Genomic DNA, 26675 nt, shown 5'->3' with positions numbered 1-26675 from the left:
CTTAGAAATATCCTTCTGATATTAACAGCCTGAGCCGATACAATGAAGTCTGCTGGCTAAATTTCATGTGCTTTTACAATCGTTAAACATTTTGAAATCGTTTTATCTTTAAAAGCAGACAAGCGGTTGCAAGATTAGTTGCTTGTAAAAAGAACCTCTGTATAGAATGAATGACAGCGACATTGATGTCGAATTCAATAATAAATAAAGAGTAGGACGCGTATTCAGGTCTTTCACATTTGATCTTGAAGCATGAAATCTCTCAATAATTGCTTGCACAATAAAAATAAGGCAAGGATGGAGGAAAGGAAGATGAATTCCATTATCCAGATGGACCACCACCGCATTGAGCAACACAGCCACTATGCGTTTTTTGAACTATACGATAAAAACAGTTTTAAACAGCCACCACGTACGACCTGGATGGATGGCTGGAAAATTGAATATATGGCAATTGCCCGCCCTGAAACCCTGCATATGACACCGATGGTTATTATTGGTGGGGCATTTCAGAACTTTAATTCCTATAAATACTGTGTAGAGCAGCTGTTCGCTGCAGGTCCAATCATCCTGATTGACTTGCCTTCAATGGGCGCTAACCAGCAGATCACCAATGTGGATACTGGCGTCTCTGCAGGCTCTCTGGAACTGGAAGATCTCGCAGGCATGCTAGGGCGCTGGCTAGAGCAAATGTGCTTGCCTAAGGTTGCAGTATTGGGCATGTCATTAGGATCTGTCGTGGCTTCCTGTTTGGCAGATCAGCGTCCTGAGCTGGTGGATCGCATGATCCTGATGGGGGTGATGCAAAAAACCCGCAAGAGCTGGCGGATGTTGCTGGAAGAATCCCTGCACCTGATGAAAGAAGGGCGTATGGACGAGTTTGGTCAAGCTGTCATTTTGTATCTGGTCAATCATGCCCGTTTAAAAGAAACCCGTATGTCACCGACGGCCAAGCGTCTGTTTTTTAGACAGATGGCAGAGTTTACCGCAACTGAGCAGGATCGTTATGATGTTAACTGCAACCGTCTATTACGCCTGAAACATGTACCCATTCCACAATGTAAAGTACTCGTTGCTTGCGGCCAATATGACAGTTTTACCCTGCCGCATGAAAATGCTGGCTTTGCCCTACAGTGTCCAGACATGCAGTATGTACAGATTGCCAGTGCCGACCATGTACCGCAGCTGCAGCGCCGTAAAGAAACCATGCATCTGTTCGCCACTTTCCTGCGTGATGAACCCGTAGATCAGCTGGAAGGGATTATTCCCTTTACTCGGGAACAGATGCTGAAACTTGAACGTCGTGGTGAAGACCGTATTCCGGTACAAGAGCCAGAACGTTTCCTGAGCCATCGACACTCGGATCTGCGTTTGCCTACCACCATTGTGGATTTAAGTTTCTTTGGTGTCTTATTTGAAATGGAAGAAGCGCAGGTGCAGCAGGCCATCCAGTATCCAAGGGATTTGGCTTTGCATCTGGAAGATGAAGAAGGTGAGTTCAAAATTGAATGCCTGATTTTCCAGCATGATGAAACGCAGATTCGTGCCTTGTTTAAGCACGGTAGTTTTGAAGTGGCGGAACGTTTGCTAGGTTTTGTGCAGACTCAAAAAGCTTTACTTGAAGCACAAGTGCTGGATGCAGTCGTTTAGAATGCTCCCGGCCTGAATTTGAAAGTTAAATAGATACTTTGAAAAAAAACAGCGTTATTCAACGCTGTTTTTTTTGGTCGCATGAATCATCCAGACTAGATCACCTAAATGTTCATCTTGTTCAATTGTGGGATTGGACTGCTGAGGTTGGGCAAAATAGCGCTGCGGCTGTTTTACTTCTACCTCTATAAAACCGGTCTGCTGACAAAACTGCTGTAATTCTTGTGGTGATTTAAAGTGGAAAGTAAAAGCACTACGTGACATAAACTTTAGTAAGCGGCTGCATGTCCAGATAAAGCTGGCTAATCGATTCTTCACGGGTTCAGGGTAAATATCGCTGAGGTAATGAATTTCCGGAAAGCGTTGTCCATACTCGACAATACCTTTTAATAAGGTGTGCAACATGTCCTTGTCAAAGTAGTTAATCAGTCCTTCGCTAATGACTACTAGTGGTCGTTCAGAATCAAAAACCTGAAAAATATTGGCCAGCTCTGCACTAAAAATATCAGCAGTCAAGACTTCTGGTGCATCCTGATCCAGAATTTTCAGCGCCTGAGTTTTGATCTTGGCCATATCTGGCAGATCAAGTTCGCGGTAATTGATTTTAGGAAATTTTTGTCTGAAATTCCAGCTACGCGGAGATAGTCCGCAAGCAATTTCCAGTACTTGTAGCTGTGGGTGCTGAGTAATGAGCTGACAGAGATGTTCATCAATCATCTGGTGGCGCTGTTTTAAGGTAGTACGCATACTGCCGCCCACGTGCTTTTCAGCCCAGGTTTCCAAGGGATGGACCAATGCAGCGAGAAATTTACCTCGTCCAGTCGCAAACACTGGATGAGAAATTCCCATTTGGTACCAGATATAGCCGGTATAGTGCGCAGTAAAAGAGATATGTCGATGTTGCGAGAGTGGTTGTGTCATGTCTTCCTGACCTTATTGTTATTGTATAAGTTTTTGTATTTTTACATCATAAACAAAAAGGAACACTTATGGTGTTCCTTTTATCGTATTCCTAAATCGTATTACCCAAATATGCTTATGAAGCCACCTGATTTCTAAATCCTGTAATTTCATCACGAACCTGACGCCATTCTTTGCCAAGATCTAAAACATCATTAATCTGAATCTGAGGAATACGACCGCGCATACGCTCTAAACGTTCCTGATTCGGTAATGGTAAATCTACAATCCCCTCAAGTGCCAGACATTGTGCTGCCCGGTCGTTACAGACCAGACCCATATCACAACCTGCCTTCAGCGCTGCCTGAATACGGGTATCAGCGCCACCTGCGACACAGGCGGCTTGCATACTCAAATCATCCGAGAACAATACACCGTCAAAACCAAGTTCCTGACGCAAGATTTTCTGAATCCAGAATTCTGAAAAACCGGCTGGATTGGGATCGACCTGACTATAGATCACATGTGCTGGCATCAAGGCATCCAGTTGTGACTGTAGCTGAATAAAGGTTTGCATGTCCTTTTGCTGGATTTCTTCATAGCTGCGTGGATCTACGGCCGCTGCCACATGAGAATCGGCTTTTACAGAACCATGACCCGGGAAGTGTTTGCCGGTCGATGCCATGCCAGCACGTTTCATACCTTTCAGGAAAGCGCTTGCCAGTGGAATGATGTCCTGAATATTTGTGGCAAAACTACGGTCACCAATAACATCGCTGATGTCATTCAGATCCAGCACAGGAGCAAAACTAAAATCAATGCCGACTGCCAGCACTTCAATTGCCATTAACCAGCCACATTTCTCTGACAGTTGTAATGCACGTTCAGGTTCGCTTTGGTAAAGTTCTCCAAAACGACCCATGGCCGGGAGTAAAGTAAAGCCCTGTTTTAAGCGTTGAACGCGACCACCTTCCTGATCGACTGCAATCAAAATATCCGGGCGAATCTGACGCATATGATCTGTCAGGGCGCGAACCTGTGCAGGTGATTCAATATTACGGCCAAACAGAATGACCCCGCCAACCTGCGGAGCCTGTAGCAGTTCAATATCTTCCTGGGTAAGGTGAGTGCCAGCGATGTCGAGCATCAATGCGCCAATCATATGCGGTGTCCATATTAGAATTTTTCAGCGAAAACAATACCTGATTTCTGCAATCTTTTGCTACACTTTGACTGCACAGAATATGATAAAACTACACAACATAAACTTATTAAGTTGTTTAAGATCGCGGATACGTTTATTTCAGATCGGAAAACGACACGGTTAAATTGGTCAAAAGACCAAGGAAGTACGAATTATTTATGAAACTTCAAACAGTAGCTTGCGCAGTTGCAGTTGCGACAGGCGGATTCTTTTTTACCCATGTGGTGAGCGACGCGATTGCTGCTGAAAAATCAGAAGTCGTAAGCAAAACCCTTCAACCATCTCAAGAACAAGCGCTCGTATCTAGACAGCTGGCTACTTTAGTGGATCGTCAGCACTATTTGAATATGCGTCTAGATGCTCAAACCTCACAGCGCATTTTTGATTTTTATATTGATAGCCTGGATCCGGAGCATAGCCTGTTCCTGGCACCTGAAATTGATAACTATAAAAAACGTTATGGTGCCAATTTTGGTGCCAACTTGAAATCAGGCAATCTGGCTGGTCCATTTGAGATTCATGCACACTATAGTGAACGCCTCAAGCAGTTCTATACCTTTATGCTGGATGAACTGAAAAAGCCTCAAAACCTGAATCAAAGTAATGTTTATATTGAGACTGACCGTGAGAAAGCCCCATTCTTCAAGACACCTGAAGAACAACGCGCTTACTGGTCAAAAATGCTGGTTTCTCAGCTGATTAATCTGACCATCAGTAAAGAAGAAGAGCAGGCCAAACAAAAAGCATTAAAAGACAACCCAGAACTGGCCAATGGTCAGGATCTGAGTGGTCCAGAGGATTTGACACCGGCACAGACCTTAACCAAGCGTTATACCCGTCAGCTTGAACGTTTAAGTCGCATCAAGAGCGATGATGTGCTGGATAAAACGCTGAATGCCATGATGCTGACCTATGATCCACATAGCAATTATTTCCCGCCTGTGGATGCGATGGAGCTGAACCGCCAAACGACTTTACAGCTTGAAGGTGTGGGTGTTTCAATTCGCCCAGAACGTGGCAATGAAGACTACACCAAGATTGAAACTATTGTGGAGGGTGGTCCGGCGAGTAAATCAGGTCAGGTGAAATCCGGTGACCGTATTATTGGGGTCGCTCAGGATGGCGGACCAATGGTCGATGTCATTGGTTGGCCGAGTAATGAAATTGTCGGTCTGATTCGTGGTAAACGTGGCACTAAAGTTACTTTGAAATTGCTGGGCGCTGGCGCAACACTGGGACAGGCGCGTAATGTCACCATTACCCGTGATGTGATCCAGGAAGAAGATGCTGGCGTACGTACCCGTGTGGTCGAGATTCAGCGAGATGGCAAGAAGTATCAATATGGTGTGATTGAAATTCCATCTTTTTACTTAAACTATCGCGCACGACGTGCAGGTACAGATTATCGTTCTGTATCTGAAGATACCAACAATGCCCTGAAAGAACTTTCGGCCAAAAATGTTGAAGGGATTATTGTTGATTTACGCAATAATCCAGGTGGTTCATTAGAAGAAGTTGCACGTATGCTGGGGCAAGTGATCAAGTCTGGTCCAGTGGTACAGATTCGTGATGGCAATGGCAATGTAAGTGTCTTTGAAGATGATGATGGCGGTGCACAGACCTATGCTGGTCCACTGGCGGTCATGGTCAACCTCGCTTCTGCATCGGCAAGTGAAATCTACTCTGCTGCAATTCAGGATTATGAACGTGGTATTGTCATTGGTAGCACCACGACAGGTAAAGGTACGGCACAAGTACAGCTGGATACCTTGGCACATGGACAGGCTACACTGACGCAACGTAAGTTCTATCGTATCACTGGTGGCAGTACCCAGAACAAGGGTGTGGTCCCCGATATCAAGCTGGTCGATATTTACAATGAAGAGTTTGGTGAGCGTAAGGCTAAAAATGCCTTGCAGTGGGATACCATTCCGACAGCACCCTTTAAACGTGAAGGTGAAGTACAGAAATATGTACCTGATCTGATCAAGAGCTCACAGGTTCGTGTCAATCTGGATCCACAATTCAAGTATCTTGAGCAACGTACAGCGATTGCCAAGAAAACTGACGAGAAAAAGCGTCTAGTATTGGATCTGAATCAGCGTAAAGCGGAATTGCTGGAACTTGAACGTAAGACCTTGGAATCTGAAAATGCACGTCGTGCAGCAACGGGTCAGAAACCTTATCCAAACTGGGAAAGCTATCAGGCCTCAATGGATGCATTGATTGAAGCACGTGCCAAGATGAAAGCTAAAGATCGTCCGCAGCTCCCTGAAGAGGAAGTATTTGTTGTAGAAGCTGCCAATGTTTTGCATGACTATGCGCGTTTACAAGGAAAGGCGAAATAGTTATTCAGAATTGAAGAATTTAATTTGACTAACAGCCTGCATATGCAGGCTGTTTTTCTATTTTTTGTTGAAAAATAGTAAACAAGATAAAAGTTGATAAGTGTTAAAAATGCTATCTGTTTTGTTGAAATTCATAATGTTGTGATCTAGATCTGCTAAATTCTAGTCAATGAATGAATTTAACCATTTGCTAAAGCTTGAAACACTTTTAATATATGTCACATATTTCTTATTTTTGTCAGATTTGGATTTAAGTCAGTAAAATTATAGTTTTTGTTGTGCTTTAAATATTGCGGTTCAAGTATCGATAAATTAAAAAATTTTTATGGGTCAAATATGACCAAGGGTGTATGGGTTGAGCAATGTTCTTGGGTGCCCTCGAGTTAGGCAGGTAAAGATGCAATGTGGGCTTAAGCAGTTCGGGAAAGCAAGTTTCTACAGGACTCTTATATGATTCATGTTCATTATGACATTAATCTGGTTATAGGCTCGCTCATTGTAGCTTTGGTGGTTTGTTTTCTCGCCATTTCAATTGAACAGCTGTTATTTGATAAAGCTCCTCCCAAATATGAAAAGCTGATTCTGGTTACAAGTGGTGCGATTTTAGGATTCTCTATCTGGTGTATGCACTTTGTCGGCATGACCGCCAGTCATTTGCCAGACAATACCTATTTTGATTCCGGACTGACTGTTACCTCTTACATTATTACTTTTATCGCCTCGACCTTTGCCATATGGCTGACGACACGACAAACCCTACCTTTCCCCCGTCTGGTACTCGGCGCGGTATTAATGGGGCTGGGAATTTCCGGCATGCACTACACCGGCATGATGAGTATGGTGGTGCAGGGTTATGTGATCCGCTATGATCCGGTACTGGTGATCTGTTCGGTACTCATTGCGATTAGCGGGGCTGGTTTAGGCTTCTGGATGCTGTTTAAGAATCGCAGTATTGCTCGCCGTAGCTTCTGGCTGAAAGCCGGTGTGGCATTGATGCTAACTTTTTCCATTGTCGGGATGCACTATACCGGGATGGCAGCGACCAGTTTTCATTCCATAGTGGGTGAGGGCTTGGCCGAAATGTCCAAGCTTGAGCGCGAATTGCTGATTACTATAGTTTTCATTACCTGTCTGGTTCTTGTTGCCGGTTTCTGTGTAGCCATGCTGGAACAGCGTCTTGAGCATCGCAATCGTCAGCTGGCTGAGGCCAATAAAGAGCTGGCCAATCTGGCTGTACAGGATAATCTAACCAAGTTACCCAATCGTTTTTATCTGGCAGAATATTCTCACTTTCTGTTTAATGATCATCATTACCGTAATGCACAGTTTGCCTTTCTGTATATTGATCTTGACCGCTTCAAAGCAGTAAATGATGTCTTTGGGCATCATGTGGGGGACCAGCTCCTGATCCAGCTGGCTAACCGGATTCATAGTTTACTCAATGAGCACTCGAGATTGCTACGAATTGGGGGTGACGAATTCTTGTTGATTCTAGAAAATGCAGAACCGCAACAGGCCGCTGAAGTCGCTGAAAAAATTTTAAGCATGATTCAGGAAAGCTTTATGATTGCTGGCAAGGTGATTAATGTTTCAGGGAGTATTGGTATTTCAATGTACCCGGAACATGGTCAAAATGTTCAGGATCTTCTGATCAATGCCGATTCAGCTATGCTGACTTCCAAAAATCAGGGGCGTAATACCTATTCATTGTTCAATTTCAGTAATGATGAAAAGGAATCCAGAAGTCAGAGCAAGCTGATTAATGACCTGTATAAAGCGGTCGAAGAACACCAGTTTGAGCTGTATTACCAGCCTAAATATCGTACCGAAGATTTGCAGATTTGTGGGGTTGAAGCCTTGATCCGCTGGCGGCACCCGGCACTGGGCTTGTTATCACCAGTAATGTTTATCCGGGGGGCAGAAAAAACCGGCCTGATTATTCAGATGGGGTATTGGGCACTGGAGCAGGCCTGTAAACAGATTCATCAATGGGAAACGAAAGGAACGAATTTCTTCCCGATTGCTGTTAATTTGTCTGCCGTGCAGTTTGAACATAAGAACCTGTTTAAAAATCTGGAAGAACTGTTAGCACGTTACCAGATTAATCCGAATCACTTGATGATTGAGATTACTGAATCTACAGCCATGCATCATATTGATAGCAGTGTGCGTACCCTGGAACGCTTGCGTGATATGGGGATTCAGCTGGCAATTGATGACTTTGGTACAGGGCATTCCAGTTTCCTGTATCTGAAGAACCTGCCAGTGAATGAGCTGAAAATCGATAAAGAATTTATTGCAGACCTGACCGCAGGTTCCAAGGAAGAGATGATCCTGGAAAGTATTATCCATCTTGCAATTAAGCTAGGTTTACAGGTCACTGCTGAAGGGGTGGAAACTCAGCTACAGGCAGACATCCTGACCCGTTTGGGTTGCCAGCAGTTACAAGGATTCCTATTCAGTAGACCAGTTAGTGTGAAGGATTTACCCGAAGCCGCTATCGTTTCTTAATCTGTTTAATTTTATCAATCAGCCTCTGAATTCAGGAGCTGCTTAATTTGAATAGCGAGCATTTCAGCTTGAGCACATTCAATCTGATGGGCAGACAGAGAAAGTACAATCTGGATTTTTCGGCCTTCAATTTTCAGTAATCGACCCGTCAACACCAATTCAGTATTCACAGGTACCGGTCGAATAAACTGAATATTCAGACTACCAGTGACACATCGAATTAAGGCTTCACCACCGTCAAAGGCGATGCCAGCTGCATGGCTTTTAAATGCTGCCGCAGAGGCGGTCCCATGACAGTCTAGAAGAGATGCAATCAAGCCACCATACAGATGATCGGGTACACCGCCGGTATAATGAGAGGCGGGGCAAATATGTGCAATAGTCTGTACAAAAGGGACATCCCAATAACTTTTCAGTTGATGACCATGTGGATTGTCACGTCCACAGCCATAACAGTGGGTGTAGGGTTCAGCATACAGATCCTGAAAGGCAATCCTTGTCATTTTTTATCCTTATTTAAATGTGATCAGTCGCTTCAATAAATTTATAAAGGCTAAATGATCTCTTAAAATATAAATCTATTTAAATAGGTTTCACCATGAGATAAAAGTCGATATTTCTCCCGAAATTTCAACCTGAAGACGGTATTCTTCTAAAAAACTGTCCATTCTATAAAGGAAAAGTGCAGGAGAGGGTGGGCATTGAGGAATGAGTACTGCATTTAGAAATTCTGCTACAATATCGTCAATTTTTCATATTGATCGTGCTTGATCTTTTGCACTGCGGATCTGCAGTAGGTATTTTCCATGAGTTTTAAACAAGAGTTAGCGGCGCAGGTCGCTCAGCGACGTACTTTCGCAATTATTTCCCACCCCGATGCCGGTAAAACGACCATGACAGAAAAACTGCTGTTATGGGGACAGGCAATCCAGGTTGCCGGTATGGTAAAAAGCCGTAAGTCTGACCGTGCGGCGACTTCGGACTGGATGGAAATGGAAAAGGAACGTGGTATTTCGATCACGACCTCGGTCATGCAGTTCCCATTTAAAGACAAGATGATCAACCTGCTCGATACCCCGGGGCATGAAGACTTCTCGGAAGATACCTACCGTACCCTGACTGCTGTGGACTCGGCGCTGATGGTAATTGATGGTGCAAAAGGTGTCGAGGACCGTACCATTAAATTGATGGAAGTGTGTCGTATGCGCGATACACCAATCATCTCTTTCGTCAACAAAATGGACCGTGAAATCCGTGAGCCGCTTGAGCTTCTGGATGAGATCGAAAACGTCCTGAAAATTAAATGTGTGCCAATCACTTGGCCGCTGGGTACTGGTCGTGACTTCGCTGGTGTATACAACCTGATTGAAGAAAAATTCTATGTCTATAAGGCGGGTTTCGGTTCAGTGATTACTGACATCGAAGTACGTGATGGTTATGACCATGCAGACCTGCGTGAAAAAGTAGGTGAGCTGGCATGGGCAGCATTTGAAGAATCTCTTGAACTGGTTCAAATGGCCAATGAGCCATTAGACCGTGAAGAATTCCTGGCAGGTCGCCAAACACCAGTGCTGTTCGGTACGGCATTAGGTAACTTTGGTGTAGACCATGTCTTGAATGCATTTAGTGAATACGCACCAGAGCCGAAAGCGCATCCAACCCAAAACCGTAAAGTTGAAGCAACTGAAGAAGGTTTTAGTGGTTTCGTCTTCAAGATCCAGGCCAATATGGATCCGAAGCACCGTGACCGTATTGCCTTCATGCGGATCTGTTCAGGTAAGTATGAAAAAGGCCTGAAAATGAAGCATGTGCGTCTGGGTAAAGATGTACGTATTAGTGATGCATTGACCTTCCTGGCGGGTGACCGTCAGCATCTGGAAGAAGCATGGCCAGGCGATATTATTGGCCTGCATAACCACGGTACTATTCAGATTGGTGATACTTTTACTTCAGGTGAAGATCTGCAGTTCACAGGTATTCCACACTTTGCGCCGGAAATGTTCCGCCGTGTACGTCTGAAAGATCCATTGAAATCTAAGCAGTTACAAAAAGGTCTGAAAGAGCTTTCTGAAGAAGGCGCAACTCAGGTCTTCATGCCGCAACATAATAATGACCTGATCGTTGGTGCGGTGGGTGTGCTGCAATTTGAAGTGGTGGCGTATCGTCTTAAAGAAGAATACAAAGTAGACTGCGTGTACGAGCCAGTGAGTATTAATACTGTGCGTTGGGTTTCTTGTGATGATGAAAAGAAATTTAATGAATTCAAGAAAAAAGCCCATGACCAGTTGTCTGTTGATGGTGGCGGCCACCTGACTTATCTGGCACCAAGCCGTGTCAATTTGCAACTGATGCAGGAACGTTACCCTGACATCGTGTTCCGCAATACCCGTGAACACTAAGTAATAAAATGATTTAAAAATAAAACAGCTTCTCAGGAAGCTGTTTTATTTTGTGCTACATTCACTTATCTTTTCAAATTTGCTTGGTAATATGAAACTTAGCAATACAGTCATGCTGAGTTCAGCAATCAGTTTAGGATTATTGCTGAGCGCCTGCGATCAAAAAAAATCAGAACCAGAAACAAAAACTCAGGATACGGTAGTCGAAATTGAGCAAGTAGAAAAGGCAGATGTATTGCCTTATCTGAATATTCAGGAACAGCCGGCCAAGATTGCACTCCCATTTTGTGAAAACAAAAACTGTATCGAACTGGATATTCAGACCCTGGAAACGGTAGATCCATGGCTGAACCAGTGGATGGAACGTAAACAGGCACTGGTGATTCAGGATCAGATTCGGGATAAAGATCAGCAGCAGGACATAAGCTTACAGCAGGCCGTCAATGCCTATGTAAAAAAGTCAGATACCTGGCAGGAACAGATTAAAATCAATAAAGCCTATCAACTCTCCATGTATACCCGCATCCCTTATCAGCATAATCAGTATGTGCTAATGCAGATTGGGGTGGATACAGAGCAGGAAAATGTTACGGTGAAGGAACGCTATTATTTTTATGTGGCAGATCGCCGCAGTCAAAAAAATCTGACGGCCTTAGATATTATTGATCCACAAAGACGGGTCACGATGGACAAGATCGTGCAAGATGCTTATGCAAAATGGCTAAAAGAAAATAGTAAAGAAGTCCGACAAACTGCCCCGAAAAAACTGTATTGGGGGCAAGCTGACTGGTTCTTTGATCAGGAGGGGATTGGGCTGCATTATCGTGGTGGGGAAATTGTCAAGGATGCTAAACAACTTGATATTTATCTTAGTCAAGAACAAACACAACAGGTCTTGAAAGCTGAAGTGTATCAGCATATGTTTTAGGATTGATGCCCGAGAACGGGTGGAATGTGATGTAACACAAAAGGTTATTGAATGCCAAAATATAACAAGATATTCGGCCTGTCTGTACTGGCGACAGCGATTCTGTTGACTGCCTGTCAACCTCGAGAAAAGGAAGCCAAAGAGGTTAATCCACCGGAAGTCACTCAGGCAGAGCCTGAAATCGTCCAGCTCAAGGGTGAAACCGAAAAGCTTAACCTGGATCTCCCGGAATGTGATGGTAAAAGCTGTCCTGAAATCACCATTGAACGTCTGAACAGTAATCAGCGTTTTATTGATGAATTTATTGATCAACAGATTTTAACCCGACTGAAGGGTATGCTTGATGTTGATGCGATTACGTCAGCGAAAGTACAAGCTGCCAGTGAGCCAACACCTGTTCAATCCGCAGCTTCAGAGGCAGCTGTAACTCAACCCCAGCTCAGTGCACGTCAGCAGCTGGAAAAGCAGACTATTCCTTATATGCAGACTTTCCTGAATCTGGACAAGGAGCTGAAAGCACTCAGTGCCAATCACAGTATTAGCCTGATGATCAAGCCGAAGATCCTGAATCCTGGAAATCCGCTGGCAACAGTAGTATTAAATAGCACACATTATCTGGGTGGGGCACATGGTTCTACTGCACAGAACTATTATAACTTTGACCTGGATAGTAAAAAGCTGGTCAAACTGGATGATATTGTCCTGCCAAAACAAAAGGCGCAACTGGAAGCCAAAGCGCATGAAGCCTTTAAAACCTGGGTAATTGATTCAGAGCTGGCAACTGATGTTGCAGAATACGAGCAGGCCTGGAAATTCAAGTTAACGGATAATTTCTTCCTGACCAAACAAGGTCTGGCACTGCAATATGCAGAATATGAAATTGGACCTTATGTGGTCGGCTTGCCGCGTTTAAATATTCCTTATAGTGATTTACAGGGAATCTTAAAACCAGAGTATCTGCCGAAAACTGAACAGGCTGCTTCAGAAGCTCAAGTTGCAAAATGAGCCTAAAACTGTTTGATACGCATACCCACTTCGATGTTCCTGATTTTGATCATGATCGGGAACAGTTAGCTTATGCCGCTAAAAAGGCAGGCGTGGAAGGGCTAATTCTAATCGGTTTTTTACAGCAGCGTTTTCAGGACCTGATTCAAACCCAGCATTTTTTAAATGATCTTGCCGATGCGCCAAGGAGCTATTTAGCCCCCGGCTTACATCCTTTTTATATCGAGCAACATCAGCAGGATCATTTGCAGGATTTAGAGCAGATCCTGCAAACTGAAGGCTGTATTGCCATTGGTGAAATCGGTCTGGATACATTTCTGAAACAGCATAAGCAAGCAGAAATTTTCCAGAAGCAGAAAGACTTTTTTGCTGCTCAGATTGAACTGGCACAGCAATATGACAAACCGATTTTACTGCATATCCGTAAATCCCATGCGGAAGTACTCAAAATACTGAAAGAGCATCAATTTCAACAGGGCGGTATTGCGCATGCCTTTGGTGGTGGGATTGAAGAAGCCAAGGCTTTTGTCAAACTGGGTTTCAAGATTGGGGTGACAGGACAAATTACCAATCCCAATGCCAGAAAACTGCATCAGGTGGTACAGCAGATGGGCCCAGAACATCTGGTCCTTGAAACCGATTGTCCAGACATGACACCCTTATGTTGTCAGCATTCTACTGAACAGCGTACCCGCAACACTCCTGCAAATCTGCCCTACGTTCTGCAAGGACTGGCCAAAAGTTTGCACATGGATCAAGATGAACTGGCAGACCAGCTCTGGAAAAATTCCCATCAGGCTTTGCATCTGGATATCTAATATAAAATCCTTGCATCAATCGGAAACTGTATTTCAATGTATGATCCAATGAAAAAAGGCGCATTATGCAATTTCTAAAATGCTTTAGACTTGGCATCATGCATATAAATTATTTTGAGTGAGATTCACATGGCACAAGGACTATTGGCGGGTAAGCGCTTCCTGATCGCAGGTATTGCAAGTAAATTATCAATTGCTTTTGGTATTGCTCAGGCATTACACCGTGAAGGTGCAGAACTTGCTTTTACCTATCCAAATGAAAAGCTGAAAAAACGTGTAGATGATTTTGCTGCACAATTCGGTTCTGAATTGGTATTTCCTTGTGATGTGGCGGTAGATGCAGAAATTGACCATGCATTTGCAGAACTGGCAAAACATTGGGATGGTCTGGATGGAGTCGTGCATTCAATCGGTTTTGCACCTGCACATACCTTAGACGGTGATTTTACAGATGTGACGGATCGTGAAGGTTTCAAGATTGCACATGACATCAGTGCTTATAGCTTTATCGCGATGGCACGTGCTGCAAAGCCACTTTTAGCTGCACGCCAAGGTTGTCTACTCACTCTGACTTATCAAGGTTCTGAGCGCGTGATGCCGAACTACAACGTAATGGGTCTGGCGAAAGCATCACTAGAAGCGGGTGTACGTTACCTGGCATCTAGCTTGGGCACAGACGGTATCCGCGTTAATGCCATCTCAGCTGGTCCAATCCGTACCCTTGCAGCGTCTGGCATTAAATCTTTCCGTAAAATGCTGGATTTGAATGAAAAAGTGGCTCCGCTTAAACGTAATGTCACCATTGAAGATGTTGGTAATGCAGCATTGTTCCTGTGCTCACCATGGGCAAATGGCATCACTGGCGAAATCATGTATGTTGATGCCGGTTATAATACGGTTGGCATGAGCGCAGAGCTGATGCTGGATGCAGAATAAGATTTTTAATACTTATTTCAAGCAAAGAAAACCCCTCAATTGAGGGGTTTTTATTTTTTATGCTAATGGACAATGATGTAAATCTGATGACATCAAGTCTAAAAAATAGGATGAAGATAATCTATCTTTTAATACTTTGCCATTAAGATGCTTAAAACAAAAAAACCAGGAAAATAAACATGTTTAAATCACTGTGGATTAGCATCATTTTCATCATAGGCTTAGGTCTGGGAACTTCGGCTATGGCAGTAGAAGAGCACCAGCATTACAGCATGCGTGACCTGGATAATAATTTGAAAAAATTTAAAGCTGCAGAGGATTCTAAAGAGGCACAAGCAGCATTACAGATCATGCAGCAAACTGTAAAAAGCTACCAAAAACATTTACCATCCAAGCTGCAAAAACTGAAAGCCGAAGATGCACATGTAGTGGCCTATCAGGGATTACTAAAGGATTTACTAATAGAGATTAAAAAGGCAGAACAGCTGCTTGCTGCTTGCTGCTTGCTGCTTGCTGCTAAGCAGTTGCAGGAAGCCCAAAATTTGTCCGTGAAAATGGATGAGATTAAAAAGCAGGGGCATCAAGCCTTTAAATAACTTATAAACAGACCATAAAAAAGACCGCAATTGCGGTCTTTTTGATTCAGGATCAAACGATTAAGCTTGACCTTCAACAGCAGTAGATTGCGCACGTTGCATGTTGGCTTCGAATTCAGCATCAAAGTTGATTGGTGTAAGCAATAGCTGTGGGAAGCTACCTTTAGTGACCAGATCATTCACTGCTTCACGAAGGAATGGGAACAGGATGTTCGGGCAGTACGCACCAAGAATATAAGGCAGACGCTCTTCTTCAACGCTATCAATCAGGAAGATACCTGCTTGAGTGACATCAACGATAAATGCTGTATCACCTTCGTTGTTTGCCTGTACTACCACTTTTAAAGCGACTTCAAAATGAGTTGGATCAATCTTTTCTGCAGAAGAAGACAGATTGATGTTCAGCTCAGGTTGCCATTGCTTGGTAAAAACTTGTGCCCCAGGTACTTCAAAAGAAATGTCTTTAGTGTAAATACGCTCTAATGCCAATTGTGGTTGAGCTTGTTGTTCTTCACTCATTCTTTAATCCTTAATATGAGGTGATAATTAAAGGGCAATTAAGCCAGTAATTCGTCGAGTTTGCCTTCACGCTCTAAAGCATAAAGCTGGTCAAAACCGCCGATAAATTGTTCATTAATAAAAATCTGTGGCACGGTACGGTGATTGGTGCGTTGCATCAAATCAAGACGAACCTGCGGATCTTCTTTAGACAGATTGATTTCTTTATATTCTACGCCCTTACGCTCAAGGAGCTGTTTTGCACGGACACAGTATGGACACACAGTCGTTGAATAGATAATGACTTCAGCCATGAATGAATCTCCTGATCGTAAATTATTTACTTTTCACCAGAGGTAAGCCTTGGGCTTTCCAGTTGCTGATGCCGCCATCAAGACGGTAAGCATCTGCATGACCGACCTGTTGTAGCGCAGTACCTGCAACTTGCCCAAGATTACAAATGAACACCAATGGGCGATCTGCTGTTTTTAACTCTTCGACATGTTTGGTAATTTGGCTGTATGGAATATTACGGCTACCGCTGATATGACCTTCACGGAAATCTTTGGCATCACGCAGGTCGATCAGCATGGCATTTTTTGCCTTAACCAAAATTCCCAGCGATTGCGGAGAAATTTTACGACCGTTACGTTGACCTTCGATAATGAAGAACAAAACCACCAATGCTGCAAGTGCACCAAACAAAAAGGGGTGATTCCCCATAAACTCGAACCAACGTTCCACAATTCACCTAATTACAATTTCAAAATTGCCAAGAGTATAGCTCATAAATATGGTGATCAAAATCACCGCTTCAAGGGCTAAAGCTTAAGAATATCAATTTTTTTGTTGAGCTTCCGTGATTTCATCAATTAATCGCAGATAGCTGTCCAAACGACGCGGCAAAATTTCACCTGAATCTGCTGCCTGACGTAAAGCACATTGCTTTTCATGTTTATGCGTGCAGTTACGGAACTGACAGTGCCCTAGCAGATTTTCAATCTCTGGAAAACCGGTTTGTACCTTGTCTAAAGTCAAATGCCACAGGCCAAATTCACGAATCCCCGGAGAGTCAATCAGCGCTGCGCCATCACCAAAGGAAATCAGGCGTGTTGAAGTTGTTGTATGCTGACCCAATGCCGAGTTTTCAGAAATAACATTCGTTTTTTGAGCTGCATCCGGCACGATGGCATTGATCAGGGTGCTTTTGCCTACACCTGATTGCCCCACAAATGCGACTGTTTCATCATTGAGACGCGCAGAAAGTTCAGTCAGATCTCCATCAGACTGGGTCTGCATGACTTCATAACCCAGATTTTCATATTCTTTGAGCAGTTCCAGAATTGGATCATTTTCCTTGAGCAAGTCTGATTTATTCAGGACTAGTAGTGCGTGAATCTCTGCATCGGCACAAGCCACCAGATAACGATCAATCAGGCCTGGTGCTGGCTCAGGCAATGGTGCAAATACAATCACAATCAGGGAAATATTGGCTGCGACCGGTTTAACCTTGTGATAACGGTCAGGTCGGGTCAGCAGTGATTTACGCGGATGAATCGCAGTGATAATTCCCAAGCCAGTATTTGGATCAGCCTGCCATTTGACCCGGTCACCTGTGACCAGCAATTCAAGGTTAGTACGGGTATGACAGCGCCACACGCTGCCCATTTCAATTTCTTTCCAGAAGGGTTCAGGTTCACCTTCAGCCACCACCGGTTTTTCAGGATGCAGTTCAGGAACCGAAAGCGCCTGGACTTCTAGCTGTCGACCATAATGCTGCACGACCAGTCCTTCCAGGTCTTGGGAGGTATCCGCCTCTTCCTGACGCGTTTTGTGCTGTTTTTGAATACGACGTTGTTGTTGTTCAGTTAAACGACGTTTACGTATTAAAGCCATTCAAATCCTAAAAAACCATGGGAGCGAGATGGCAAAAATAGCATGAAGCAGGGTGTCAGTTACAGCATCGACGTAATAAATTTGCTACTATAAATGTTTTATAGCCTAATAAGATTGCACATTTATGAGCAGCACCCCGGATAGCCGCCTGATTTGGATCGACCTGGAAATGACAGGTCTGGATACAGACAATGACCAGATTATTGAAGTTGCAACGATTGTAACCGATGACAATTTAAATATTCTTGCCGAAGGTCCTGTCCTTGCAGTTCATCAGTCGGATCGTGTGCTCAATGCCATGGATGAATGGAATACCCGTCAACATGGACAATCGGGTCTGGTGGAGCGTGTGCGTCGCAGCAAACTTACTGCACAAGATGCTGAACAACAAACCATTGAATTCCTGAAAAAATGGGTCAATCCAAAAGTATCACCCATGTGTGGTAATTCGATCTGTCAGGATCGTCGCTTCTTGCACCGTCTGATGCCAGAACTGGAGCAATATTTCCATTACCGTAACCTGGATGTGTCTTCAGTGAAAGAGTTGGCAAAACGCTGGCGTCCGGAAATCATGAGTGGTCTTAAGAAAAATGCTTCACATCTGGCGATGGATGATATTCGTGATTCAATTGCTGAACTGAAATACTATCGTGAATATTTTTTCATTATGAACAAGTAATCCGGACATTGAAAAAGAGGCGTAAAGCCTCTTTTTTATTTACTTGAAGAGAGTCTTTTATTATAAAAATTGTCGCTGCTTTCAAACAGTACCCAGGTGAGCAGGACCAAAGCCAAATGGATCTGGGTTTCATGTTGATCAAAGACAATTAAAGCAAATAATCCCAAAGTCAGTAAGCGAATCATGATACTGATATAATAATTTTTCTGCTTTTTGAAAACTAAGCCATAAAGATAAAGCAGGAACAGAACAACCATGAGTGCATAAAGAGCGTTAAATAGCATACTGACCTGACTCCCTATAAGCCGAGAAGGATTAAAATATTCTGGTTATTAGGCTTCTTTCATAAATCATTTTTTAATCATTAAAATGAAATTCTCCTCTTTGTAGGAGATGAGTAGCACTACTGCGCAAGGAAAAGGTTATATCTAAGAAATCTCCCTTCTCCTCTTGCGAAGTAATACTTCTCATTCTAGAGGGAGAAGGAACTTTCAATATCCATTTAAATATGAATATAACGATCATTTTTTGATTTTTGAAAAAGATCTATTGTGATGATTTTAATGGCGAATAGAATTTGATCGATTTTAAGCTTTTTATGGATGGTTAAAGAATAGTTTTTTGACTGATTTTGTGTCTGAATTTTAGTGGCAGTCAACCGGCTGCGAATTTGCTAAAATGCCCCCGATGTTTTTCTTGCTATTGATGACCTATGACTGATCTGCTTCAAGATGATGAATATGACCGCCGCTTTGCCGGTGTAGCCAAAATTTATGGCGATGACAGCTTTAATCATTATGAAAACAGTCATGTGATGGTGATTGGAATTGGCGGTGTCGGTTCATGGGCAGTCGAAGCACTGGCACGTACCGGAATCGGTGAACTGACTCTTGTTGATATGGATGTAGTGGCGGCATCGAATATCAATCGTCAGTTACCCGCGATGACGACCACCTTAGGCCGTGAAAAGATTGAAATCATGGCAGAACGCTGCCGTGCGATTAACCCACGTATTAAAGTAAACTTGATTGATGACTATCTCTCGCCTGAAAATTTCAAAGAAATCCTGGCAGGTAATCCTGACATCATTCTGGACTGTATTGATGATGTAAAAGCTAAATTTGCTTTGATGCTGCATTGCCGTTTCAATAAAATTCCTCTGATTGTCTCGGGTGGAGCAGGCGGTAAACTAGACCCATTAAAAATCCGGGTGGCTGATTTATCCAAAACTGAACAGGACCCGATGCTGGCAAAATTACGTGCGCAATTACGTGCAAAAGGTATCTGTAAAAAACCGAAAGAAAAATTCGGCATCACCTGTGTTTATTCAATCGACAATCCCTTTTCCAGTGCCGATGTCTGTCCAAGCGCGGGCTTACGTTGTGGTGGCTATGGTTCAGCGGTAGTGGTGACTTCCAGTTTTGCCATGATCGCAGTATCAGAAGTGTTGAAAAAGCTGGATATGAAGCGAGCAAAAGCCTGATATACAAAATAAAAAAGCACAGTTACTGTGCTTTTTTTGTGCCTGCGTTTAGAATGAAGACTATATTCATATAACAAAAAACAATATCAGGGAGCAGCTATGTGGTTCTTACTGGTGCTGATTTTGGGAATCGTGGCGTTGGGGATCTGGATGTGGAAGCGTCCTGACCCGGTAACACGAGATCAAGCCAGGGCAGTGCAACATGACCTATGGATTGAACAGATTGAGGCCCAGCTCAAGCACGCTTCTCGTCTCAGTACTGAAGGGCAGCAGTCGAATTATGCGCGTGCCTATCAGATCTATCAGGATCTGGCTCAACAGCAGGAAATCCCTCAGGCCTATGTCGGTATGGGGCTGATGCAACTTAAAGGTTTGGGGCGTCCGCAAAGTACCGAAAATGCGATTAATCTGTTTGAAAATGCATTCCGTCTTGGTAGTGATGAAGCTGCTTACCATCTGGGTCAGGTCTTTGAGGATGACCGCTATCAGCATCAAGATTGCGAAAAAGCACTGTATTGGTATCGTCATGCTGTGGCACGCGGTAATCTGGAAGCCCAGTATCGAATCACCGAATTGTCCGAACCCACTCAGGATGCGGCAGAACAGCATCGTCTACAACTGTTGATTCAGAATGCAGATCAGGGACACTCTGGTTCACAGTACCAGTTGGCACAACACTATTTGGCAGAGGGTACCACCCAAGATTTAAGCTTGGGAATCCATTATCTGTTTCTGGCCGCGCAGCAAGATCATCTCGAAGCAACCCAACAGATTGCACAACTGTATGTAAGCGGTGAGCTATTACCACAGGATCAGTCAAAAGCCTTACGCTTCATTAAACAAAGCGTTAATTTGGGCGATCAGAATGGTTTGTATGAATATTATGCTGGTGTATTACTAGGTACGATTGATGCTGATCAGCGACAGCGGATCTTGCAGCATTTGCAACAGCTGTCTTATGAGCATAAAGATGTTCAAGCCAAAACTTTACTTGGTTTAGCCTATTTTCATGGCTGGTTTGTCGATAAGAATGAAACCATGGCTTTTCGCTATTGGAGTGAGGCTGCGAATACTCAGTTTCCTCAAGCATTGTGCATGATTGCAGCGTTATATTATGAGTCTTATCTGGTCGCAAATGAGCCTGAAAAAGCGTTTAGCCTGTATCAGGCTGCTGCCAAGATTGATCCAGATTATTTCTATAGCCAGATGGGTCTCGCACTGTGCTATCTGCATGGCATCGGTACAGTTAAAGATACCGCTAAAGCCACGCAAATTATTCAGCAGATCGCGCAGCAGCACTGGAATATTAATACACAATCTGAAGCGGATCTGATTTATATCGTTGGGCGTTTCTATAGCCTGCCCGAGTATCCGTTGCCCAACCGTGACAAGGCCATTCAATATCTGAGTCAGGCCGTAAGTAAAGGTTCGGCTGATGCCGCCTGGTATTTGTATCAGGCACTGTCAGGTCAATATCCGGTATTTACTATAGACGAAGATCAGGCCAAACGCTATTTGCATCAAGCGGCCCAGTTCGGTCATGCACAGGCACAAGCACAGCTCGGTATGAGTTATCTTAAAGGTGAAGGCGTAGAGCAAGAGACTGCTTTAGGTCTGAATTATTTAAAGCAGGCAGCTGCCCAGCAAAATGCCATGGCCTTGAATGCGCTCGGGGAAGTGATGGAGCACGGTATTGGCGTTGAAGCTAATATGGATCAAGCAATCCAGTTCTATTATAAAGCTGCTGCACAGGTCAATGCTGACGCTTATGGTCATCTGGGACGTGTATACACCAAGGGTATTGGTGTAAATCGTGATGTAACGCTTGCCCGAACATGGCTAGAGAAGGGAAGTTTGCTAGGACATGCGGCTTCACAGGAGCAGCTCAACAATTTAAATGCCTATCTGCAAATGAAAAATAGACTGGCATAATATTATGGTAATTGCTTGATTGGACTACCACCCAGCGCCTGCAGCAAAGTGACGTAAGCGTTGTATTGATTTTGACGCGTTTGTACCAGACTGAGGCGCGCATTACGTGTGGTTTCCTGCGCATCAAGTAAGTTCTTCAAGGCAACTGCACCATTACGATAACGCACTTCAGTCAAACGTTCTGTTTTCTCTGCCAGCTCGACATTGCGACGCTGTAGCTCGACCTGTTTCGTCAGCTCAGTACGATTTGACAGGGCATTTTCTACATCGGCAAAAGCTTCATAAATGGTTTGGCGATATTGCAGAATTGCTTTTTCATATTCCAGTTCATTCACTTGTAGATCACGCTTCATGTCATTCCATTGCAGGAAGGGCAAGGTGAGACCTGCGCCCAATGTTGCAACCGGATTTTTTAGCGCATCTGACAAAGACGTGCTGGTACCAATACCCGTACTTAAGCTACCGGTCAGACTAATTGATGGATAATAGCTGGCTTTGTTAGCATCTTTATTGGCGAGCGCTTTACGTAAACGCAATTCAGCAGCATTTAAGTCTGGACGACGTGACAGCAGACTTGCAGGCAAACCCGCTGCAATCGCAGGCAAGGCAATATTCGGCAGACGTTGTGGTTCCTGAATAGAAAGCTGCTGCACCGGCATATTCATGAGGACTGCAAGTGCGGTACGTGTTTCAACGCGTTGTTGCTCGATCTGACTTAAAGTAGCTTGCTGGCTCTGGATCGCCTGCTCGGCCTGGGTCAGGTCCAAGCCAGAAACGGCACCAGCACGATACTGTACCCGTACCAGGTCATAAGTCTTCTGTGCCGTTGCCAGGTTGTGCTGTACGACACTATAGCGCTCATTTAAATAAGCCAATTGCCAGTAAAGCTGTGCAGTCGTTCCAATCAGGCTTTGCGCCGTTGCCTGCAAGTCTTGTTCAGTAGCACGAGCTTCCCAGCGGGCTGCTTCAGTCTGATTGGCGAGCTTGCCAAATAGATCCAGCTCATAACTAAGACCAGGATAACCTAATGAAACCCCAGTAGAACGGTCCCCGTCACCATCCAGACTAAACTGACGACCAGTTGAAACACGTGCATCACCGATGCGTACACCTTGCTGGCTTTGCGTTTGTCTGGCCTGAATACGTGCCTGTTGCAGGTTAATCCCGGCTACTGCAAGGTTGCTATTGCGTGATAATACATCCTCGACAAGCGTATTCAGTTGAGGATCTTTAAATAAGGTCCACCATTGATCAGCCAGGACATCATCATAAATCTGCTTACTTAGCGCAGTATTATTCTGAAAACTGCCAGGCACAGCTATGCTTGGCTGTTCATAAGGTGTTTTTACCACAGCTGCGCATCCCACCAGTGAACTCCCGAGGAGCAGGGCACTGGCAAGTTTGGTTAAATTCATTTGCATATCAGATTCCTTATTCTCGAGAGAGAGCATCGACAGGATTCAGTCGTGCTGCATTACGCGCCGGGATAAAGCCGAACACAATACCGATCAGACTAGAGCAGATAAAAGCTGCCACAATTGAAGTGGTCGAATAAGCCATCTGGAAAGTACCTCCAGCAAAATGGGTAATGAGTTGACCAATACCGAGGGATAGCAGCACACCCAAAATACCGCCCAGAATACACACCAGTACTGCTTCAATCAGGAATTGCTGCAGAATATCACTTTGACGAGCACCAACAGCCATACGTACCCCAATTTCCTGGGTACGTTCTGTTACCGATACCAGCATGATGTTCATCACGCCAATACCACCGACGACCAGAGAAATGACTGCAATTGCAGAAATCAGCAAGGTCATGGTTTGGGTTGTCTGCTGAATGGTTTCACGAATACTGTCCGCATTCTGGGTGAATACATCCTGCGCACCGTGGCGCTGTACCAGTAAGTTCAGGATCGCATTTTCAGCCGCGGCACTTGGGTACTCATCTTTAATACGTACAATGATCTGACGCACATTGGACTGTCCCAGCATACGGCTCATGACAGTTGAATAAGGCAGGTATACATTTAGCGTATCATTGTTGCCCATCATGCCTTTTTGCGCATCAATGACCCCAATTACTCGGGTTGGTACACTACCCAGCAGAATCACCTGTCCAACCGGATTGGTGCCATCTTTGAAGAAAGTGTTTTGGGTATTGGTATCGATGACCACATCTTGGGCCTGTTCCGTAACACTTTCCTTATCAAAAGGCTGACCGGACTTAAAAGTCATACCTCTGACATAGAAGAAGTCTTCACTGACGCCGTTGACGGTGGTTGAAGCTTCAATTTCTTTATACCGTCCAGTGACACTGCTGTTGACCGATGGACTGACACCATCAACATAGGGCTGTTCTGCCAGAGCATCCGCATCGGCAGGAATTAGGGTTTTGGCTTGGGAGGACCGTGAATTATCCCCGAAGCCACGGCCCTGGAATACAGTAATAGTATTGGTCCCGAGACTGCTAATATTTTCCAGAATCTGCTTTTGCGAGCCGTTACCCAGCGCAACCACGGAAACCACGGAGGCAATCCCGATAATAATCCCAAGCATGGTCAGAAAGGTTCGCATGCGGTGGGCATTCATGGCCAGTAGCGCCATACGGAATGCTTCACCGAGACGATCTACTGCTGAACGCCAGCTGGAGATTTTCTTCTGTTCACTGCGTTCTAGTGTTTGCTTTGTAAGACCATCATCGACTTCAGGTACATTTTGCTGGTCAGAAATAATATTACCGTCTGAAATCTCAATAATACGGGTCGCATTCTTGGCCACATTATGATCATGTGTGACCAGAATAATGGTATGACCTTTGGCATTCAGCTCGCGCAAAATGCGCATTACTTCAATACCGCTATTCTTGTCTAATGCCCCTGTTGGTTCATCGGCAAGAATAACGTCACCACCATTCATTAAAGCTCGAGCAATTGAAACACGCTGCTGCTGACCACCAGACAACTGACTTGGACGGTTTTCGGTTTTTTCACCTAGCCCTAAATCTGTCAGCAATTTGACAGCACGCTCATGACGTTCAGTTGAGTCCGCCCCCGCGTAAATGGCAGGCACTTCAACGTTGCCTGCAGCATTCAAGTCACCAAGAAGATGATAACGCTGGAAAATAAAGCCGAAGTATTCACGGCGTAACTGGGCCAGCTCGTCCGCTTCCAGTTCGCGGGTTTCACGCCCTTTGACTTTATAGCTGCCAGCAGTGGGTTTATCCAGACAACCCAAAATGTTCATTAAGGTTGATTTACCTGAACCGGACTGACCAACAATGGCAACCAGCTCGCCGGGATAGATTTCGAGGTTAACACCCTTGAGAATCTGAACCGTACTTTCACCCGCTGGGAATTCACGAATCAGATTCTTGACCTCTAACAGAGGCTGTTGTTGTTGATTCATGCTTATATTCTCATTGGGCCGGCGCCACTACGACCACCACCGCTTCGTTTAGCACTGTCATTTGAAGTGTCTGAACCATCGGCAATGATCACCTGATCACCACGTTTCAGGCCTTTAATCACTTGCGCTGTCACACGGTTATTCAAGCCGATCAGCACTGGTGTTGGTTTTGCAGTACCGTCTGCTTGTAATACGCGAACCATGGCACGTTGAGCTTTGCCTTGTTCAACCAGAGCACGTTCTACATCAGAAAGTTCCAGACGGGCAGGGCGTTCACCTTTTGCATTGTCAGCACGGCTTTCATCACGAGCAGCAGACTCTTCGCTGCGTGGACGAACCTCGCCACGTGTTTCTTGAGCGCCTTCACCGCGATTTGGACGTTGTGGACGGTTAGAGGTTTGAATCGCAGCGGCCGGAATGGTCAATACATTTCGTGCTTCATCCAGCACAATATAGACTTGCGCCGTCATATCAATACGCAGTTTGCCATCTTCATTCGGTACATCGAACAAGGCGTTGTAATACACTGCAGAATTAGAAGATGAACTTGAAGTATTGGTATCGGTATTAATTGAATTTGGTGCTGGTTCTACCTGACGTAGTTTCGCGTAGATTTTCTTTTCACTGTTGCCTAGGGTGGTGAAATAAACCGTTTGACCTTCTTCAACTTTCATGACATCTGCTTCAGAAATCTCGGCTTTGATGGTCATGGTGTCAAGTTTTGCCAGCTTCACAATGGTCGGTGCACTCTGGTTTGCGTTTACGGTCTGGCCTTCTTCAGTCACAATCGCCACAATGGTACCATCCATCGGTGCCACGATTTGGGTATAACCCAGATCTTCTTTTGCAGTGGCCAAAGTTAAACGTGACTGTTCAATCTGAGCATTAATTGCAGTAATGTCCGCTTGTGCTGTCCTATAACTTGCCAAGGCTGATTCCAGCTCTGAACGGGAAGTCGCATCCTGTGCATACATGGCTTTCTGACGGTTATATTCTGCTTCAACTTTGGCCAGATTTGCTTGTCGCACAGCAAGTTGTGCCATCTGGTTTTTAATACTGGCTTCAGCAGTTTTTAAATCATTTTCCTGACGTACAGAATCAATTTGAGCAATCAACTGACCCTGTTTAACCTGATCGCCCAGTTGCACATACATTCTTTTCACCTGACCAGAAACCTGCGCACCGACGCTGACCATTTTGGTGGCTTCCAGTACACCTGTTGCCAGTACCGAGTTTTCAATATCTCCCTGAGTCACCTCAGCAGTAATGTATTGTGTTGGCTGTTCTTCAGGTTTGAGGAAATACCACCCGGTGGCTATAAGTGCAATGGCAATGACTACTGCCATGATCAGTTTGGACGGTTTTATTTTTGGCATAGTGAACAGATTTAAGTCAGAGATATGTGAGTGATTATAAAAGCGAATTAAGGATAAATCGTGAATTTTTTTAACAAATAAGAATGATTATTATTTTATTTATCTGAT

The 26675-nt window shown here is 44.3% G+C and carries 23 protein-coding genes; 12 read left to right on the top strand and 11 right to left on the bottom strand.

Features of this window, described 5'->3' with window-relative positions:
• Positions 1–312: 312 nt before the first annotated feature.
• The gene (locus ACTJIX_RS04075; RefSeq protein ID WP_440611197.1) at positions 313–1650 is read left to right on the top strand and encodes an alpha/beta fold hydrolase; all 1338 of its coding nucleotides are present in this window, start codon (positions 313–315) and stop codon (positions 1648–1650) included.
• A gap of 54 nt (positions 1651–1704) precedes the next feature.
• Here the strand turns inward: ACTJIX_RS04075 and ACTJIX_RS04070 are convergent, their stop codons facing one another.
• A complete protein-coding gene (locus tag ACTJIX_RS04070; protein ID WP_004813186.1) occupies positions 1705–2571 on the bottom strand; it encodes a class I SAM-dependent methyltransferase in 867 nt (288 codons plus the stop codon).
• A 115-nt stretch (positions 2572–2686) separates the two neighbouring features.
• Complete coding sequence (nagZ, locus tag ACTJIX_RS04065; protein ID WP_440611196.1) at positions 2687–3712, bottom strand: beta-N-acetylhexosaminidase; 1026 nt, start codon at positions 3710–3712, stop codon at positions 2687–2689.
• 200 nt (positions 3713–3912) lie between these two features.
• Here nagZ and ACTJIX_RS04060 point away from each other — a divergent pair, with 200 nt between their 5' ends.
• Together ACTJIX_RS04060 and ACTJIX_RS04055 are read left to right on the top strand one after the other, a co-directional pair.
• A complete protein-coding gene (locus ACTJIX_RS04060) occupies positions 3913–6102 on the top strand; it encodes a carboxy terminal-processing peptidase (RefSeq protein ID WP_406612445.1) in 2190 nt (729 codons plus the stop codon).
• Between the two features lie 450 nt (positions 6103–6552).
• Positions 6553–8613, top strand: coding sequence for a bifunctional diguanylate cyclase/phosphodiesterase (locus tag ACTJIX_RS04055; protein ID WP_440611195.1), 2061 nt, complete (start codon positions 6553–6555; stop codon positions 8611–8613).
• 14 nt (positions 8614–8627) lie between these two features.
• Here the strand turns inward: ACTJIX_RS04055 and ACTJIX_RS04050 are convergent, their stop codons facing one another.
• Positions 8628–9116 carry a PaaI family thioesterase gene (locus ACTJIX_RS04050; protein ID WP_440611194.1) on the bottom strand — a complete coding sequence of 163 codons (489 nt, stop codon included), beginning with the start codon at positions 9114–9116 and terminating at the stop codon, positions 8628–8630.
• Between the two features lie 303 nt (positions 9117–9419).
• Here ACTJIX_RS04050 and ACTJIX_RS04045 point away from each other — a divergent pair, with 303 nt between their 5' ends.
• The 6 genes from ACTJIX_RS04045 to ACTJIX_RS04020 all read left to right on the top strand — a co-directional run bounded on the left by ACTJIX_RS04045 (position 9420) and on the right by ACTJIX_RS04020 (position 15295).
• Positions 9420–11012, top strand: coding sequence for a peptide chain release factor 3 (locus ACTJIX_RS04045; RefSeq protein WP_004813164.1), 1593 nt, complete (start codon positions 9420–9422; stop codon positions 11010–11012).
• Positions 11013–11103: 91 nt separating this feature from the next.
• Positions 11104–11940, top strand: a complete 837-nt coding sequence (locus ACTJIX_RS04040) for a hypothetical protein (RefSeq protein ID WP_440611193.1) — start codon at positions 11104–11106, stop codon at positions 11938–11940.
• A 51-nt stretch (positions 11941–11991) separates the two neighbouring features.
• Positions 11992–12945 carry an RsiV family protein gene (locus ACTJIX_RS04035; RefSeq protein ID WP_163167182.1) on the top strand — a complete coding sequence of 318 codons (954 nt, stop codon included), beginning with the start codon at positions 11992–11994 and terminating at the stop codon, positions 12943–12945.
• Complete coding sequence (locus tag ACTJIX_RS04030) at positions 12942–13763, top strand: TatD family hydrolase (RefSeq protein WP_440611192.1); 822 nt, start codon at positions 12942–12944, stop codon at positions 13761–13763. The genes ACTJIX_RS04035 and ACTJIX_RS04030 overlap by 4 nt, the downstream gene beginning before the upstream one ends.
• Positions 13764–13892: 129 nt before the next feature.
• On the top strand, positions 13893–14699 hold the full coding sequence (locus tag ACTJIX_RS04025; RefSeq protein ID WP_004813155.1) for an enoyl-ACP reductase FabI: 807 nt from the start codon (positions 13893–13895) through the stop codon (positions 14697–14699).
• Between the two features lie 179 nt (positions 14700–14878).
• Complete coding sequence (locus tag ACTJIX_RS04020; RefSeq protein WP_440611191.1) at positions 14879–15295, top strand: cytochrome b562; 417 nt, start codon at positions 14879–14881, stop codon at positions 15293–15295.
• Between the two features lie 60 nt (positions 15296–15355).
• On the opposite strand, the gene secB is transcribed toward ACTJIX_RS04020, so the two are convergent.
• From secB to rsgA, 4 genes are all read right to left on the bottom strand, one after another.
• Entirely contained in the window at positions 15356–15814 is a 459-nt protein-coding gene (secB, locus tag ACTJIX_RS04015) for a protein-export chaperone SecB (RefSeq protein ID WP_440611190.1), read from the bottom strand.
• A 38-nt stretch (positions 15815–15852) separates the two neighbouring features.
• Positions 15853–16107, bottom strand: a complete 255-nt coding sequence (gene grxC, locus ACTJIX_RS04010) for a glutaredoxin 3 (RefSeq protein WP_004813145.1) — start codon at positions 16105–16107, stop codon at positions 15853–15855.
• Positions 16108–16129: 22 nt separating this feature from the next.
• Positions 16130–16537 (bottom strand): rhodanese-like domain-containing protein, encoded by a 408-nt coding sequence (locus ACTJIX_RS04005; protein ID WP_004813143.1) that lies wholly within the window; start codon positions 16535–16537, stop codon positions 16130–16132.
• 93 nt (positions 16538–16630) lie between these two features.
• Entirely contained in the window at positions 16631–17689 is a 1059-nt protein-coding gene (gene rsgA, locus ACTJIX_RS04000) for a small ribosomal subunit biogenesis GTPase RsgA (RefSeq protein ID WP_440611189.1), read from the bottom strand.
• Positions 17690–17813: 124 nt separating this feature from the next.
• Between rsgA and orn the strand changes: the two genes are divergently transcribed.
• Entirely contained in the window at positions 17814–18368 is a 555-nt protein-coding gene (gene orn / locus ACTJIX_RS03995) for an oligoribonuclease (protein WP_004813140.1), read from the top strand.
• Positions 18369–18403: 35 nt separating this feature from the next.
• Here the strand turns inward: orn and ACTJIX_RS03990 are convergent, their stop codons facing one another.
• The gene (locus ACTJIX_RS03990) at positions 18404–18652 is read right to left on the bottom strand and encodes a hypothetical protein (RefSeq protein ID WP_004813139.1); all 249 of its coding nucleotides are present in this window, start codon (positions 18650–18652) and stop codon (positions 18404–18406) included.
• 428 nt (positions 18653–19080) lie between these two features.
• On the opposite strand from ACTJIX_RS03990, the gene ACTJIX_RS03985 reads away from it, so the two are divergent.
• Positions 19081–19851: a tRNA threonylcarbamoyladenosine dehydratase gene (locus tag ACTJIX_RS03985; protein WP_440611188.1), complete on the top strand. Its 771-nt coding sequence runs from the start codon at positions 19081–19083 to the stop codon at positions 19849–19851.
• 99 nt (positions 19852–19950) lie between these two features.
• Entirely contained in the window at positions 19951–21783 is a 1833-nt protein-coding gene (locus tag ACTJIX_RS03980) for a tetratricopeptide repeat protein (protein ID WP_440611187.1), read from the top strand.
• A gap of 2 nt (positions 21784–21785) precedes the next feature.
• Here the strand turns inward: ACTJIX_RS03980 and ACTJIX_RS03975 are convergent, their stop codons facing one another.
• The 3 genes from ACTJIX_RS03975 to ACTJIX_RS03965 are packed head-to-tail and all read right to left on the bottom strand — an operon-like array spanning position 21786 to position 26567.
• Positions 21786–23204 (bottom strand): efflux transporter outer membrane subunit, encoded by a 1419-nt coding sequence (locus ACTJIX_RS03975; protein ID WP_440611186.1) that lies wholly within the window; start codon positions 23202–23204, stop codon positions 21786–21788.
• A gap of 10 nt (positions 23205–23214) precedes the next feature.
• Positions 23215–25191, bottom strand: a complete 1977-nt coding sequence (locus ACTJIX_RS03970) for a MacB family efflux pump subunit (protein ID WP_440611185.1) — start codon at positions 25189–25191, stop codon at positions 23215–23217.
• Between the two features lie 2 nt (positions 25192–25193).
• Positions 25194–26567, bottom strand: coding sequence for an efflux RND transporter periplasmic adaptor subunit (locus ACTJIX_RS03965; RefSeq protein WP_440611184.1), 1374 nt, complete (start codon positions 26565–26567; stop codon positions 25194–25196).
• Between the last annotated feature and the right edge of the window lie 108 nt (positions 26568–26675).

The organism is Acinetobacter sp. 22323, assembly GCF_052044895.1.
GTDB lineage: Bacteria > Pseudomonadota > Gammaproteobacteria > Pseudomonadales > Moraxellaceae > Acinetobacter > Acinetobacter schindleri.
The sequence above is the reverse complement of the archived record's forward strand: the minus strand, read 5'-3'. Positions and strand labels throughout refer to the sequence as shown.

Excerpts from the sequence above, each read along its gene's own strand:
- grxC (WP_004813145.1), bottom strand. The coding sequence starts at position 16,107 with ATGGCTGAAGTCATTATCTATTCAACGACTGTGTGTCCATACTGTGTC.
- ACTJIX_RS04035 (WP_163167182.1), top strand. The coding sequence starts at position 11,992 with ATGCCAAAATATAACAAGATATTCGGCCTGTCTGTACTGGCGACAGCG.
- ACTJIX_RS04045 (WP_004813164.1), top strand. The coding sequence starts at position 9,420 with ATGAGTTTTAAACAAGAGTTAGCGGCGCAGGTCGCTCAGCGACGTACT.
- ACTJIX_RS04075 (WP_440611197.1), top strand. The coding sequence starts at position 313 with ATGAATTCCATTATCCAGATGGACCACCACCGCATTGAGCAACACAGC.
- ACTJIX_RS04050 (WP_440611194.1), bottom strand. The coding sequence starts at position 9,116 with ATGACAAGGATTGCCTTTCAGGATCTGTATGCTGAACCCTACACCCAC.
- ACTJIX_RS03970 (WP_440611185.1), bottom strand. The coding sequence starts at position 25,191 with ATGAATCAACAACAACAGCCTCTGTTAGAGGTCAAGAATCTGATTCGT.
- ACTJIX_RS03990 (WP_004813139.1), bottom strand. The coding sequence starts at position 18,652 with ATGCTATTTAACGCTCTTTATGCACTCATGGTTGTTCTGTTCCTGCTT.
- ACTJIX_RS03980 (WP_440611187.1), top strand. The coding sequence starts at position 19,951 with ATGTGGTTCTTACTGGTGCTGATTTTGGGAATCGTGGCGTTGGGGATC.
- ACTJIX_RS04070 (WP_004813186.1), bottom strand. The coding sequence starts at position 2,571 with ATGACACAACCACTCTCGCAACATCGACATATCTCTTTTACTGCGCAC.
- ACTJIX_RS04025 (WP_004813155.1), top strand. The coding sequence starts at position 13,893 with ATGGCACAAGGACTATTGGCGGGTAAGCGCTTCCTGATCGCAGGTATT.
- ACTJIX_RS04060 (WP_406612445.1), top strand. The coding sequence starts at position 3,913 with ATGAAACTTCAAACAGTAGCTTGCGCAGTTGCAGTTGCGACAGGCGGA.
- ACTJIX_RS04030 (WP_440611192.1), top strand. The coding sequence starts at position 12,942 with ATGAGCCTAAAACTGTTTGATACGCATACCCACTTCGATGTTCCTGAT.
- ACTJIX_RS03975 (WP_440611186.1), bottom strand. The coding sequence starts at position 23,204 with ATGCAAATGAATTTAACCAAACTTGCCAGTGCCCTGCTCCTCGGGAGT.
- rsgA (WP_440611189.1), bottom strand. The coding sequence starts at position 17,689 with ATGGCTTTAATACGTAAACGTCGTTTAACTGAACAACAACAACGTCGT.
- ACTJIX_RS03965 (WP_440611184.1), bottom strand. The coding sequence starts at position 26,567 with ATGCCAAAAATAAAACCGTCCAAACTGATCATGGCAGTAGTCATTGCC.
- ACTJIX_RS04055 (WP_440611195.1), top strand. The coding sequence starts at position 6,553 with ATGATTCATGTTCATTATGACATTAATCTGGTTATAGGCTCGCTCATT.
- ACTJIX_RS03985 (WP_440611188.1), top strand. The coding sequence starts at position 19,081 with ATGACTGATCTGCTTCAAGATGATGAATATGACCGCCGCTTTGCCGGT.
- ACTJIX_RS04040 (WP_440611193.1), top strand. The coding sequence starts at position 11,104 with ATGAAACTTAGCAATACAGTCATGCTGAGTTCAGCAATCAGTTTAGGA.
- nagZ (WP_440611196.1), bottom strand. The coding sequence starts at position 3,712 with ATGATTGGCGCATTGATGCTCGACATCGCTGGCACTCACCTTACCCAG.
- secB (WP_440611190.1), bottom strand. The coding sequence starts at position 15,814 with ATGAGTGAAGAACAACAAGCTCAACCACAATTGGCATTAGAGCGTATT.
- ACTJIX_RS04020 (WP_440611191.1), top strand. The coding sequence starts at position 14,879 with ATGTTTAAATCACTGTGGATTAGCATCATTTTCATCATAGGCTTAGGT.
- orn (WP_004813140.1), top strand. The coding sequence starts at position 17,814 with ATGAGCAGCACCCCGGATAGCCGCCTGATTTGGATCGACCTGGAAATG.